Source organism: Lysinibacillus sp. NPDC056959, assembly GCF_042674095.1.
GTDB classification, from domain to species: Bacteria; Bacillota; Bacilli; order Bacillales_A; family Planococcaceae; genus Lysinibacillus; species Lysinibacillus zambalensis.
Window position 1 is genome coordinate 60,962 of record NZ_JBHURE010000003.1, and the last position, 14,276, is coordinate 75,237.

At 36.9% G+C, this 14,276-nt stretch carries 14 protein-coding genes; 5 read left to right on the forward strand and 9 right to left on the reverse strand.

Annotated elements, in window-relative coordinates; all coding sequences use genetic code 11:
* Positions 1-20: 20 nt before the first annotated feature.
* Positions 21-722, reverse strand: a complete 702-nt coding sequence (locus ACFTQ7_RS04560) for an O-linked GlcNAc transferase (RefSeq protein WP_386827527.1) — start codon at positions 720-722, stop codon at positions 21-23.
* Positions 723-926: 204 nt separating this feature from the next.
* Positions 927-1,406 carry a thioredoxin family protein gene (locus ACFTQ7_RS04565; RefSeq protein ID WP_386827528.1) on the reverse strand — a complete coding sequence of 160 codons (480 nt, stop codon included), beginning with the start codon at positions 1,404-1,406 and terminating at the stop codon, positions 927-929.
* A 203-nt stretch (positions 1,407-1,609) separates the two neighbouring features.
* Here ACFTQ7_RS04565 and ACFTQ7_RS04570 point away from each other — a divergent pair, with 203 nt between their 5' ends.
* Together ACFTQ7_RS04570 and ACFTQ7_RS04575 are read left to right on the forward strand one after the other, a co-directional pair.
* A complete protein-coding gene (locus ACFTQ7_RS04570) occupies positions 1,610-3,922 on the forward strand; it encodes a YhgE/Pip family protein (protein ID WP_386827529.1) in 2,313 nt (770 codons plus the stop codon).
* A gap of 79 nt (positions 3,923-4,001) precedes the next feature.
* Entirely contained in the window at positions 4,002-4,511 is a 510-nt protein-coding gene (locus ACFTQ7_RS04575) for a PCYCGC motif-containing (lipo)protein (RefSeq protein ID WP_386827530.1), read from the forward strand.
* A gap of 35 nt (positions 4,512-4,546) precedes the next feature.
* Here ACFTQ7_RS04575 and ACFTQ7_RS04580 read toward each other — a convergent pair whose 3' ends face one another.
* Positions 4,547-5,086 (reverse strand): hydrolase, encoded by a 540-nt coding sequence (locus ACFTQ7_RS04580; protein ID WP_386827531.1) that lies wholly within the window; start codon positions 5,084-5,086, stop codon positions 4,547-4,549.
* Between the two features lie 614 nt (positions 5,087-5,700).
* Here ACFTQ7_RS04580 and serC point away from each other — a divergent pair.
* Positions 5,701-6,789, forward strand: coding sequence for a 3-phosphoserine/phosphohydroxythreonine transaminase (serC, locus tag ACFTQ7_RS04585; protein WP_386827532.1), 1,089 nt, complete (start codon positions 5,701-5,703; stop codon positions 6,787-6,789).
* 220 nt (positions 6,790-7,009) lie between these two features.
* Here serC and ACFTQ7_RS04590 read toward each other — a convergent pair whose 3' ends face one another.
* From ACFTQ7_RS04590 to ACFTQ7_RS04600, 3 genes are read right to left on the reverse strand one after another with little or no spacing between them, the layout of a single operon-like run.
* Positions 7,010-7,432 carry a transcriptional repressor gene (locus ACFTQ7_RS04590; protein WP_197143382.1) on the reverse strand — a complete coding sequence of 141 codons (423 nt, stop codon included), beginning with the start codon at positions 7,430-7,432 and terminating at the stop codon, positions 7,010-7,012.
* Positions 7,429-8,292, reverse strand: a complete 864-nt coding sequence (locus tag ACFTQ7_RS04595; RefSeq protein ID WP_386827533.1) for a metal ABC transporter permease — start codon at positions 8,290-8,292, stop codon at positions 7,429-7,431. Before ACFTQ7_RS04595 ends, ACFTQ7_RS04590 begins: the two co-directional genes overlap by 4 nt.
* A 13-nt stretch (positions 8,293-8,305) precedes the next feature.
* Positions 8,306-9,052 (reverse strand): metal ABC transporter ATP-binding protein, encoded by a 747-nt coding sequence (locus ACFTQ7_RS04600; protein ID WP_386827534.1) that lies wholly within the window; start codon positions 9,050-9,052, stop codon positions 8,306-8,308.
* 307 nt (positions 9,053-9,359) lie between these two features.
* Between ACFTQ7_RS04600 and ACFTQ7_RS04605 the strand changes: the two genes are divergently transcribed.
* Complete coding sequence (locus ACFTQ7_RS04605) at positions 9,360-9,596, forward strand: Nif11 family protein (protein WP_386827535.1); 237 nt, start codon at positions 9,360-9,362, stop codon at positions 9,594-9,596.
* A gap of 120 nt (positions 9,597-9,716) precedes the next feature.
* Here the strand turns inward: ACFTQ7_RS04605 and ACFTQ7_RS04610 are convergent, their stop codons facing one another.
* Together ACFTQ7_RS04610 and ACFTQ7_RS04615 are read right to left on the reverse strand one after the other, a co-directional pair.
* Entirely contained in the window at positions 9,717-10,610 is an 894-nt protein-coding gene (locus ACFTQ7_RS04610) for a deoxyribonuclease IV (protein WP_386827536.1), read from the reverse strand.
* Between the two features lie 12 nt (positions 10,611-10,622).
* Positions 10,623-11,924 (reverse strand): DEAD/DEAH box helicase, encoded by a 1,302-nt coding sequence (locus ACFTQ7_RS04615; protein WP_386827537.1) that lies wholly within the window; start codon positions 11,922-11,924, stop codon positions 10,623-10,625.
* 502 nt (positions 11,925-12,426) lie between these two features.
* Here ACFTQ7_RS04615 and ACFTQ7_RS04620 point away from each other — a divergent pair.
* On the forward strand, positions 12,427-13,482 hold the full coding sequence (locus ACFTQ7_RS04620; protein ID WP_386827538.1) for a 2,3-butanediol dehydrogenase: 1,056 nt from the start codon (positions 12,427-12,429) through the stop codon (positions 13,480-13,482).
* A 142-nt stretch (positions 13,483-13,624) separates the two neighbouring features.
* On the opposite strand, the gene kdpC is transcribed toward ACFTQ7_RS04620, so the two are convergent.
* Positions 13,625-14,275, reverse strand: coding sequence for a K(+)-transporting ATPase subunit C (kdpC, locus tag ACFTQ7_RS04625; RefSeq protein ID WP_386827539.1), 651 nt, complete (start codon positions 14,273-14,275; stop codon positions 13,625-13,627).
* Position 14,276: the final 1 nt, after the last annotated feature.

Genomic DNA, 14,276 nt, shown 5'->3' on the forward strand with positions numbered 1-14,276 from the left:
TTTGAGACATCTTCTATTTGCTATGAAAATACATAACTATCCATATTATCTATTGTATTTTGGATAGCATCTTTCAACGATCGCTGATGCTCAGCACAAGCCGCTAGTGACTCCTCCAATGTAATCGCAGCATTTGCCATTAACGGTGCCATCTGCAAATCCTTCGCTAATTGAATAAGAACAAGTGCTTTATTCCATTTCCAACGCGCATTATTTGGATCTAAGTTAATAGCTTGCTCTAAGTAGCCAAGTGCATCGAATGGCATCCATCCAAAGCGGTGCATCGTTTGACCTGTGATTCCCCAATATACCGCCTTGTTAGGGTTTTCTTTTACTGCTTGTTTAAAACAATGAACACTCTCGTTGTAATGATGTGCAAACAAAAACAGTTCACCCTGTGTAAAAAATGAATTGGCTCTTTCATTCGGAGTGCCTGTTGTCGCTATAGCCTCTAGTTCTTTAATACGATTTGAAAACTCTCCTTCATCTTTTATCGCACGAATTTCGACGACGGTATCCGATTCAGGATAGCTTTCATCTGCTCGTTCTGCATGTTGGGTTTCCACAGACAGCGTAGGTTTTGGATAACTCGCAAAATCATACTCTTCTAATAATTTAATATATTTTTTAGCCAACTTTTTCTCATTTTCATTAGTAACTTGCTTAGCTACCTCATAGCACTTCATCAGCTCACCATTATAAAAATAATCATCCATTGTCATTCATTATTCCTCCAATGTACAACTCTTCAGTATATTTAGTATACACTACAAAATCAATTATGCCTCGACATAATTGATTCCATAATCGGTTGGAGGCTTTAACTTCTTTCAACAATAGAGGTAGAAGACTTCAGTAACTCCCGCTTCACTTTCACTATAAAAAAGACTGATCAAAAATAACTTTTGATACAGTCTCAGCTTTGCTTATTTTTTTAATACTTCTTTATTTAGAAATGTACGTAAATCTTCTTCTGGTAATGCACCTACAAAACGTTTAACCTCTTTACCACCTTCAAAGCGAATGAACGTTGGAGTGTATTCAATGTTATATTTATTCCATAAATCTTCGTATTCCCAAACATTTAATTGAGCAATATCAACACCAAGCTCCTTAGCAATCGGCATTAGCACTGGTGTAAAAGCTTTACAGTGTACACATGTCGGACTGAAGAAATAAGCATTTACATCTTCACCAGCTTTTAATTTTTTTTCAAGTTCGTCTGGTAACATAATATTTTGGTAATTTTTATCATCCAATTGATCAATTGTTTCTTGTTTTAGATCTTTGTCGCCATAAAGTTTCTCTGCGCCTGCTAATTTGCTATTGTTCGAGACTTTAGTTAACACAATAATTGCTGCAAATAACAAAACAATTACCGATCCAATAATTAGTAGTTTTTTCACGAGAATGTATTCCTCCCTTTCCACACTAAAAAACCCTATTTTTAGTGTATTCGCGATTGATTATAAATGGTTTTTAAATCCTAGTAAACTAATTAGTCTTTCAAAATGACTTTTTTCATAATTCAAACATATTTCGCTCCAAATTTGGAAACATACATATAACATCTATAATGCTCAATATGAATGTGGAGTGGATAAATAAAATGAAACACACTATCCGAAATATTTTTCAAATTTATAAAAGTGATATCCATAATATATTAACAAACTGGGTAGTTGCTGTCATTATTGGTGGGCTCATTTTTTTACCTTCTCTTTATGCGTGGCTTAATATTTACGCCTCTATGGATCCCTATGCCCATACTGCCAACATGAAAATTGCAGTTGTCAACGAAGACACAGGCGCGAATGTTAGAGGAGAAGATATTAATGTTGGTAACGAGGTAGTAGACAATTTAAGTACTAATCAAAACTTTACTTGGGAGTTTACTTCTCATGAACAAGCTATAAATTACTTAAAAAATGGGGACTATTTTGCGGTTATAGTTGTCCCTAATGATTTTTCACAAAAGCTGACCTCCATACTGTCAAATGTGCCTACAAAAGCGCATATCGATTATTATGTAAATGAAAAAATCAATCCAATCGCTCCTAAAATCACAAGTAAAGGTGCAAGTGGCCTAACGCAACAAGTAACTAATGAGTTTATTTCAACTGTCAGCGGAACACTTTTCTCTATTTTTAATACGGTCGGTGTTGAGATGGAACGGGAAATTCCCGACTTTAGAAAATTTGAAAATTATATTTTTACAATCGAACAACATCTCCCAGGTATCGAAACATATTTAGCGCAAGCTGCTAAAGGTGGAAAAGAAGCTGAGACATTACTAAACCACACAATTACCCAAGTTCCCGAAGTAGAAAAATTAACGAATGATGGTCTAACCACGATCCATCAAGGTTTAAATTTGATCAATGAAGCTGATACATTGTTCAATGAGCTATCCCCTATCATCAAAAAAGATCTAGAAGCAGTACAAAATATTGCTCAACGATTTACAGATATAATAGGGAAGCTTCAAAATGCGAATGTAGATTCAGCTACCATTGCACAAATAAAAGATACAATTAAAAATCAGCTAGATGCATCACGTGAGAAAGTAACTACTAGCATCCAAACAATTGAAGCGCTTCAAAAATTAACACAAGCTGATGCTTCGACTCGTAAACAGCTTGAAAACAAGGTTCAAAACATCCAGACGACACTACAGCAAAGTAATTCTGAAGATGTGAAGACTTTACTAACTAACAATAAAATAATTGAACAACTTGAAACTATACGTGGAGATTTACAGGCAAATCCTAGTTTTACTGATTATTCTTTTAGCACTCTAACCGCTTTAAATCAGCTGAATACATTACTAACGGACATCTCAAGTAAAGTACAGCAGTTAAATACGATAGATGTCGAAACGATAAAAAAAGACCTTGCTGATGTGCAAAACGTTGCCCAAAATGTTTCTAACAATCTGCAGCAATTCCTTACTCATTATAACGATCAGTTAGAGCCACAAATTCATACGACGTTAGCTTCTGCCAAAAATACATTAACAAATGCATCTACAATGCTGACGAATGTAAAAAGTTTTCTGCCTCAAGCAACAGATCGTTTAACAAATGCTAAAAATATGTTAGCCACGGCTAATAAGACGCTTGGTACAGTACAAACGAATTTCCCTGCTTTAAGTACAAAAATTAAGGACCTTGCAGACAAGCTGAGAACATTAGAAAGTGAAGCCGATATTTCAGAAATCGTTCAATTATTGAAAAACGACGTTAATGCAGAACGAGATTTCTTTGAGGAGCCTATTAAGCTTCAGGAACATAGAATGTTTCCAATTGCTAATTATGGAACAGCTATGACACCGTTTTACACTGTACTTTCCATCTGGGTTGGTTGTTTATTATTAATTTCTCTTCTATCTGTCAATATTCACAATAATGATCATTACAGTATTCGCCAAGTTTACTTTGGACGTTTATTAACATTTGCAACTTTTTCATTTATACAAACGCTCATTATTACAATTGGAGATATTGTTATTTTAAACGGGTCCATTAATGCCCCTTACTTCTTTATTCCATTTGGGCTATTTATTAGCTTAGTGTTCGTTACGATTGTCTATACACTAGTATCCGTATTCGGAAATGTCGGAAAGGCTTTAGCCATTGTCATGTTAGTACTGCAAATTGCAGGTTCTGGTGGCACATATCCAGTAGAATTACTACCCGGATTTTTCCAAATTATAAATCCATTTCTTCCTTTCACTTATGCAATTGAAATGATGCGCGAGGCAGTTGGTGGTATTATTTGGTCAAAGGTATGGGTTGATCTAGCCTTTTTATCATTCTTCTGGCTCATTTTCATTCTATTTGGTTTCTTCTTGAAAAAATTACTGAGTGAAAAAATGGAACATTTCATGAACAAAACACGCGGATCAGATATATTTCATTGATTTTCACTTGCCTCCTTGTAAATATTTCAACGAACAATGTTATAATGGGCGTATTGTAAACATATAGGAGGCGCTTTTGTTGAAAAAACTTCTATCTTTTTTTGCTTTGTCGTTATTAGTGTTAAGTGCTTGTGGTGAAGATCAACAAGCTGTTGAAAAAAATCAGAATGAAGCACAAAAAGAAGCTTCACACGAAGAACATGCACATGCTTCTGGAGATATTCAGGAGGAAACTGCATCAGCGGATGTTTTACCATCATTTTTAAACAATAAATCAGAAGATATTCGCTTAGTGTATCAAATCGCTGGACAATCTACAGAAATTTTAGAGTGGATGCCCTGCTATTGTGGCTGTGGCGAATCAGCTGGTCATAAAAGCAATTTAAACTGCTTTATTGAAGAAAAACGAGAGGATGGAACAATTGTCTGGGATGATCACGGTACCCGTTGTCTCGTTTGCCTAGAAATTGCTGTACAAGCTGCAAAGATGCATAAAGATGGTATGGACCTCAAAGAAATTCGTCAAACAATTGATAATAACTATAAAGAAGGCTACGCAAAACCAACTCCGACTGATATGCCTGCTTAATAACAAAAAACTCATCGTTATGATGAGTTTTTTTGTTATTTAACGAGTTGTAACACTGTTTTAAAATGTGGATGATCTGCACGCTGTAATAACTCGTATAAAATCATTTCCACGCTTGTTGGTAAAATTCCAAGAGCCTTCATCTTCTCAAGTCCTACCTCTTTATTGGCCTTTGTACGAGACGACACTGCATCTGCAACCACTTCAACCTCAAACCCTTGCTCTTTTAGCTGTCGAGCTGTTTGGTAGACGCAAATATGTGTTTCGATACCTGTCACGATAAATTGAGAACGACCACTTGCCTTCAATGCATCTATAAACTCTTGTTCCTGGCATGCACTAAAAGCCAATTTAGCGATAGGTTGTTGCTCTTTAATATGCTGAGCAATCTCTAACGCTGTCCCACCTAAACGACTAGGATTTTGTTCAAGCCATAAAATCGGTATCTCCAATGCTTCCATAGCCTGTACCAGCTTGGCCACATTTTCAATCACCGCTTCACTTTCATCAACAATTGTCGCTAACTTCCCTTGTACATCAACGACAACTAAACACGCCTCTTCTATTGTAAACATCAAAACACCCCTTAAATCCATATTCACAGTTCATTATACCGAAAGTTACTGGGTTTTGTGAAAGGTTAGAAAAATATCGTCCTTTCAGTAGGCCACCCTTCACGATATTTGATCTACACCATCTCCGGGCTCAGACCTTACCCACGAAATGTGTCCTTCCGAGGAGGAATATGCACGTGAGTACATATTTGGGGAGGAATTATTCCTCACATAAACAAACACGAACATTTTTTAATTCCACCGAGGAAGCAATGTATTAAATCACGAAGTATTAACTCATATTGACATATCTATATGTCTATTTGTTCGTGTTTAATCTTCAATATCGATTATAAATTTAACTCAATTTTGTACATTTTGTTGCGAGCCTGTCATTATTCTGCTCGAATAGTGAGAATTTTATTTTTTCTCTTGAAAATTGAGTTATAATCCAGTAAAGTGCTTTTATCCGCTTTAACGGTCGGTATCTATTTCTAAGTTCTTAAATGCAAAATTTTGCTAGATGATATTGAACTGACTGTAAAAGCATGATAGATTCATCAACCAATTAGTAGGAACTAAATAACCTATGAATAAGGTTTAACCTTATAAAACCAAACAAGGAGTGTACCACTTTGACACAACGTGCAAACAATTTTAACGCAGGACCATCTGCCCTACCACTAGAAGTATTAGAAAAAGCCCAACAACAATTAGTAAACTTCCGTGACTCAGGCATGTCTATTATGGAAATGAGCCACCGTAGTGCCATTTTCGATGAAGTACATAATGAAGCAATTGCTTTATTGAAAAAGCTTTATGCTATCCCAGAAAACTATGAAGTCCTTTTCCTACAAGGTGGAGCTAGTCTTCAATTTACGATGATTCCAATGAACTTCCTTCAAGCAGATCAAAAAGCAAGCTACGTATTATCAGGGTCATGGTCTGAAAAAGCAATCAAAGAGGCTAAATTATTTGGTACGCCTGTAGAAGCTGCAAGTACAAAAGAAAATAAATACCGTAATATCCCTGCTTTAGCGGATATTCAATTCAATGAAGAGGATGCATATTTGCATATTACTTCAAACAATACGATTTACGGTACACAATGGAAGGAATTCCCTGAAACAGGAAATGTACCTTTAATCGCGGATATGTCTAGTGATATTCTTTCTAAACCAGTTGATGTAAGTAAATTTGGTCTTATTTATGCAGGGGCACAAAAAAATCTTGGTCCATCTGGGGTAACAGTAGTTATTATTCGCAAAGATTTGTTAGAGAAAGCGAATAAAAACATTCCTACAATGTTAAAATATTCAACGCATGCTGACAGCAACTCTTTATACAATACGCCACCAACTTTCGGTATCTATATGTTAGGTGAAGTATTAAAATGGGTAGAATCAAAAGGTGGCGTTGCAGAAATTGAGAAGCACAATGAGTTAAAGGCAAAAGTCATTTATGATGCCATTGACAATAGCAACGGATTCTATAAAGGCCATGCAACACCAGAAAGCCGTTCTTTAATGAATATCACTTTCCGTGTTACTGACGAGGAGCTAGAAAAGCAATTCCTTGCTGAAGCAAAAGCAGCAGGCTTTGTTGGACTTAATGGACACCGTTCTGTAGGAGGCTGCCGTGCTTCTACTTATAATGCTGTACCGTTAGAGGCTTGCGAAGCATTACGTGACTTTATGGTAGAATTCCAACAAAAACATCAATAATAAAAAAATCGACGAATGATTTATTTAAAATCATTCGTCTTTTTTATTATTTGCGATCGAAGTCAAATTTCCATGATATATCTTTTCATAGGATAAGAGCAATAATAGTCAAGAGGCATTAAAGCTCCTAGTAGAACAACATAGTTATGATAAAAGGGGTAATTCCTAGTGAAACCTCACTTGGAATTACCCCTTTCTTTAAGTATTATCATCTCAAATTTTACAAAGCTTCAGGTTTACACTCGGGACATTTACCGTAAATCTCAAATTTATGGTTTTCAATTTCATAGTCTGGCAGCTTTTCTCCAAGCATTTCCATAGGGCAGAGATTTAATTCCTTCACATTGCCACAATCCATACAAATAAAATGATGGTGATGATGTTCAGATTCACAATGCATACGGAAATTCCGCTCCCCTGATAACTCAGTTTCATCCAGTATTCCTAGCTTCACAAACGTTGAAAGGTTGCGATAAATCGTATCGAAACTCATACCCGGAAAATCTTTTTTCAAAACACCTAATAAATCTCGAGCAGTTAAATATTTATCTGTTGCTGCAAACATATCTAATATTAACTCCCGCTTATCTGTTTTTTTATAGCCGTTTTCTTTTAAAATTTCCCACGCTTTAGAAACGTTCACTGCGCTACCTCCTCCCGTTTTGTAGCCATTTTAAATACTATTTTCTTCACTAGAATAACAAGTAACAAAATTAAGATAGAAGTAACGACAATTGTACCACCAGGTGCTAAATCTAAATAGAAAGCACTAACTAAACCGACTAACACAGCCGCTTCGCCAAAGACAATTGCATAGATGATTGTTTGCTTAAAGCCCTTTGCAAGTCGCATTGCAGCAGCCACTGGTAACGTCATAAGTGATGATACAAGTAAAATGCCGACGATGCGCATACTTGCAGCAATAACAAGCGCTGTAACAATCATAAATAAAAGATGAATCCAGCGTGCAGGTAGACCGCTAGCTTTTGCATATTCCTCGTCAAAAGATAAAACAAAGAGTTCCTTGAAAAAGATAAACAAAAAGATAATGACAACAACTGCAACCCCTACTACTACCCATAAATCCTGACGTGATACAGCTGACACCGAACCAAATAAATAGCTCATTAAATCGGTGCTAAAGCCGCTTGCAAGCGAGATAAAGATTGCACTAATACCAATCCCACCTGACATAATGATCGGAATAGCAAGCTCTTCATAGTGCTTATATACACGTCTTAGACGCTCAATTAAAATGGAACCGCTGACAGAGGCCAGTATACCTAAGTATATTGGATTTAGCATTGCCAAGGCTGTAACAGATTGACTGATATATAAGCTTCCCGCTATACCTGCCAGTGTCACATGTGATAAGGCATCAGCAATAAGTGAGAGCCTTCGAACGACAATAAAAACACCTAGCAGCGGTGCCAATATGCCAATAACTAGCCCAGAGAAAAAGGCATTTTGTAAAAATTCATAGTTAAATATTGCTTCAATCATTAGCCTTCTCCTTCTAGTGAATCTTTCTCACAGAATGACCGTACCAAGCATCAAGCGCATCGTGAGAAATTGTATCAAATTCATTTTTGTAACCGTGGAAGTGGATAGTTTGATTTAAACATGCTACATGACTGATACGGTTGGACACTGTATCCACATCGTGTGTAACAAGAATCATTGTAATTCCCTGTTCCCGATTCAATTTCGCCAGCATATCATAAAAGGACTGCACATTCTCGTGATCAATGCCGACAGTTGGTTCATCTAATATTAATAGCTTCGGTTCACTAACTAATGCCCTTGCAATAAAGACACGTTGCTGTTGCCCACCAGATAACTCTCCAATATTACGATTCATAAATGCTTCCATTCCAACAGCTTTTAATGCTTCTAAGACGTTTTCCTTTGCATCTCGTCCAGGTCTTTTAAATAAGCCTAATTTTTTGGATAATCCACTTTTCACAACTTCTTGTACGGTTGCTGGAAACCCTGAATTGAAGGCATTCGATTTTTGTGACACATACCCAATCCATTCACGATGATTAAAAGTCGTACTTGGTTCACCAAATAGTTTAATTTCTCCAGACATTGGTTTTAGTAACCCTAAAATAATTTTTAATAATGTAGATTTCCCAGAACCGTTCGGACCTAGAAGTGCTAAAAAATCTCCCTCTTCCACACGGAAAGAGATATTTTTTAATACTTGTGTATAGTCATATTGAAATGACACGTTTTCAATATCAATTAATGATGCTTTCATGTATGTTCTCTTCTTTCTAATTCAAAATCATTACGATTTAACAAGTTGTAAGTATAAATGAAAGTACAGTTTTTGTAAAGAAAATAAGATTTTCATAACGTGTGGTTGATTTCCGTTCCTATTGGGCGCGTCAGTCTCCACTCCAATCAACTTAAATACATGGCATACGTTTTAACAAATGGTATCCACAACTTTTGGTGATGGCCAGAAAATAAGATTTTATTGTGAAGGATTTCATAGCTGTCACGACGTTCACAAGAATGATTTTGTTTTAAAAAAGTAAACAACTTTAAAAGGAGGATTAGCTTTGAGTATTCAATTTTTACAGCAATTAACACAAAGTAGTGATAAGGAAATTGTTGCGATTGCACGTTCTGAAGGTTTTGAAATTACTACTTCTGAAGTAAAAAAACTCCGGCCTTATTTGGAGCAATTCTCATTTTCATGGCTCTTTTTAGGTATTCCAAAAGATATTCTTGTAGAGGTTGAAGATGTTTTAGGTAGAAAGCGTTCTAGACAACTAATTGCATTGTTTACGAAATAATCAATTTCACCTTCGCATACTTATAGCTGACGTTGTACTTTAGCTACAATTACTTTTACTAAATAAAAATAAAATAGCCCGAAATCAGTACTCATGCAGCTGATTTCGGGCTTATTTATTCTATCCTCTTAGAGCGTCGATTAACTCTGGTTTAAACTCTCCATTACGAAGCATTTCAATTTCATGTTTATAAGGAGCCGATTTTGATTTGGCATCACTATTTAATGCGACAAATGGTGTTTCTAGGATTTTAGGAATCTCCATTAATTGCGGATGATGGACAACATTCTTTAATGCATCAAAGCCAATATGACCGAAGCCAATATTTTCGTGACGGTCTTTTCCTGCACCACGAACATTTTTAGAATCATTGATATGCAAGACTTTGATACGGTCAACACCTATTAATTTATCAAACTCATTTAAGACGCCATCAAAATCTTCTACAATATTATAACCAGCGTCATGCGTATGGCACGTATCAAAGCATACTGAAAGACGTTCATTATGTGTTACACCATCTATAATTTTCGCAAGCTCTTCGAAAGAACGACCACATTCAGTTCCTTTTCCCGCCATTGTTTCTAATGCGATTTGTACCGGGTAATCCTGTGACAGTACTTCATTCAAACCTTCAATAATTTTGGCAATCCCTGCGTCTGCTCCCGCGCCAACATGGGCACCCGGATGCAACACAATTTGTGTTGCTTCCAAAGCCGCTGTTCGTTCGATTTCAGTTTGTAAAAAATCTACACCTAGGCGGAAAGTTTCAGGTTTTTCTGTGTTCGCAATATTAATAATGTATGGAGCATGTACAACAATATTTGTCATGCCATGCTCTTTCATGTGTAGTAAACCGTTCATAATATTAAGGTCAGCAATTGCCTTACGACGAGTATTTTGAGGTGCTCCTGTATAAATCATAAAGGTATTTGCCCCATATGAAAGAGCTTCTTTACTTGACCCGAGGAGCATTTCTTTTCCACTCATTGAAACATGTGATCCAAGTAGCATTTGAATACCTCCTTATTTTTTCCCGCGAGCTTTTATGCGACGTTCACGTTTTTTAATTTTTTCCATTTCCCATTTCATATTACGTTTGTAGCCTGGTTTTACTTTTTTCGGCTTACGTACTAATGCTTTAGCTTTCGCATCGATTTCATTTTCTTGCTTCACACGATTTTTACGTGCATGGCGCTCTTTTAGTTCAGACCATTCGCCATTTTTCACGTCTTTTTGAACAAATGGAATGCCCATTTTCTCAACACGTACTACTGCATCCTCATCTGATGGCTCAAACAATGTGATAGCCGTTCCTTTATTCCCTGCACGGGCTGTACGTCCCACACGGTGAACGAAGAATTCTAAGTCCTCTGGAATTTCGTAGTTAATGACATGTGAAATTCCTTGAATATCGATACCACGCGCTGCAAGATCTGTTGCAACGATATATTGATAATCTAAATCTCGAATTTGCTTCATCATCTTCTTACGATCACGCGGACTTAAATCACCATGTATTTGACCACAGCGAATCCCGTTTTCATTTAAGTAGCCTGCAACTTGCTCTGCAGTTTTACGTGTGTTAGTGAAAATGACAGCTAAAAATGGATTGATTCCTTCAATAACTTCCAACAAACGTTTGTTACGTGATTTAGAACGCACTGGTACAAGCACAAAGTCAATTCCTTCTGCGACCGGGCGTTTATCGTTCATATGGATATGAACAGGTGCTTCCATATATTTTTTTAAGAAAGGCTGAAGCTTTTCTGGAATTGTTGCTGAGAATACAAACATTTCAAGGTTTTCTGGCATTTGGGAAGCAAAACCATCGATTTCCTCTATAAAGCCCATATCGAAGGCTAAATCTGCCTCATCAACAACTAAAATTGGCGCCGTATGCACAAATAACGCTTGCGCTGAAACGAGATCACGAATACGTCCTGGCGTTCCGACAACAATTTGTGGTTGCGTTTTTAACTTATCAATGGAGCGTTGTTTGTCCGTACCTCCAATAAATAATTTCGCTTGAATCGTTGTTCCTTCTATTAATTGATTTAACGCATCAAAAATTTGTTGTGCAAGCTCACGTGTAGGTGACGTAATAATAGCTTGTACTTCCTGCTTGTCAGCATTAATTCGTTGCACTATTGGAATTAAAAAACTATGTGTTTTTCCTGTTCCTGTATGCGCTTGTCCGATTGCACTTTTTCCTTTTAATAATAGCGGAATGATTTCCTTTTGAATCGGCGTTGGTTCTGTAAAGCCAAGTTTTGCAATTGCGTCCTGCAAAAATGGCTGAAAATTATAATCAGTATATTTTGACATAATTCGTTCCTCCTAACATCTTTCACATTGTATCATGATTCGAACTCCAGGTATATTAACGTCCTTTTATCTCAAGCATGAACAGAATTTTATATTTTTATCATGGCTGTAGCAAAGCCCTTATCAAAGTTACTCGAAATGCAGTAAATATGCAATAAAAAATCCGCTCAGACCCGTAGACAGAAGCCCCATTTGCGCGAATGCGAAGCGGCAGCGGCAAATGTTTTCTGTAGCGAAAGCAAAGCGGCAGCTACAAAGCGAGTTGCCCGTAACAGAAATCAGCCTCCTCGAATTAATTTAAATGTATAAAAATGGTTAATCAACACATCTGACACTTTGTTTTATATTTAATATTTTGTCGACAAGCTGAAAGCACCATAATGCTATTGGAAGAAGCTATGAAAATAAGTATTATTTATGTCAATTCATTGTTAACTAATGCCTTACAGAATTACCATATGTTACGATAAGGATGTAAGATACTAGAGGAGGTTGACTTATCATGAAAGCAGCAAGATGGTATAAAGCAAAAGACATCCGTGTAGAAAACATTGAAGAACCAGTAATCGCACCTGGAAAAGTAAAAATTAAAGTTCATTGGACAGGGATTTGTGGTAGTGATTTACATGAATACGCAGCTGGCCCAATATTCATTCCAGTGGAACAACCTCACTATGTAAGTAAAGATATTGCGCCAATTGTTATGGGCCATGAGTTTTCTGGTGAAGTAGTAGAAATTGGCGATGGTGTTACAAAGGTACAAGTTGGAGATCCTGTCGTTGTAGAACCTATTCTTGCGTGTGGCGAATGTGCCGCTTGTAAAAAAGGGAAATATAATATTTGTAAGCATTTAGGATTCCACGGTCTTTCTGGCGGTGGCGGAGGTTTCTCTGAATATACAATGGTAGATGAAAAAATGGTACATAAAATGCCTGAGGGCCTTTCCTATGAACAAGGTGCACTAGTTGAACCAGCGGCAGTAGCATTACATGCAGTTCGTCAAAGTAAACTAAAAGCTGGCGATACAGCAGCTGTCTTTGGTACTGGGCCAATCGGTCTTCTTGTTATCGAAGCATTGCGAGCAGCTGGAGCAGCGGAAATTTATGCGGTAGAACTTTCAGCAGAGCGTGCTACTAAAGCATTAGAGCTTGGCGCTACAGCCGTTATTAATCCTAAAGATGAAGATGCAGTAGCTCGTCTACATGATTTAACAAATGGTGGCGTAGATGTTGCATTTGAAGTTACAGGTGTTCCTGTCGTATTGCAGCAAGCAATTGATTCAACAACATTTGAAGGTGAAACAATTATCGTTTCTATTTGGGAAACAGACGCTTCTATTCTACCGAATAATATCGTACTAACAGAGCGTTCTGTTAAGGGTATCATTGCTTATCGCGATATTTTCCCAGCAGTTATGGAATTAATGAAACAAGGCTACTTCCCTGCTGAAAAACTTGTGACAAAACGAATTGCTCTTGAGGAAGTCGTAACAGAAGGCTTTGAAGTACTAATGAAAGAGCGAAACCATATTAAAATCCTTGTAAATTCACAAGCATAATATATAGAGAGACAGGTAGAGAAAATAGTTTCTCTACCTGTTTTTGATTTGTTAAAATTGTTTCCTCCTATATAGAAGTCGCCCAGTCGTAACGAAGATCAACTTTTCATGGCATACGTTTTAACATAAGTCATCCTAACTTTTATTTACGAGCAACTTTTCCCTCTATTTTTTTCATAATATCCAGATTGGCCATAAGGTAGTTCACCTTATTCTCTCCAAATATCCCTAATGCACGTTCTTCCGTATTAGTTTCTATAATTTTTTCAATCTCACCCTCCGAAAGCCCACTTGCTTGGGCAATACGCTCGACTTGTATTTCTGCAGCCTTCACACTGATATGTGGATCCAATCCTGAACCTGAAGCGGTCATTAAATCAGCAGGTATATCTTGTCGTTTTACGGATGGGTTTGCTAGTAAAAACTTCTCGATATCTGCTTCTATCCGTTTTTCCAATTCTGGATTAGATGGTGCATAGTTAAACGTTCCAGAGCTAACACCACTATATTTCACCCGACCCTTTTCGTCTGGTATCGTATCCTCTTTCATATAAACGTTATAGTTAACAGATGAGACACGCCCCCAGAAATATTCTGGTGCCGTAAAAGCTTGACCGATTAATTCTGAGCCAACAGCTTCACCATCCGTCTCTATTAAACTGCCATTTGCTTTGTGATGAAACAACCCTTGGGCTAATGCAGTCACTGCAAATGGGTATATAAAACCACATAAAACGAACATTGTTAGTGTGATGAGTATTGCTTGCTTTGAGTTTTCAAAAAACTTTCGCATG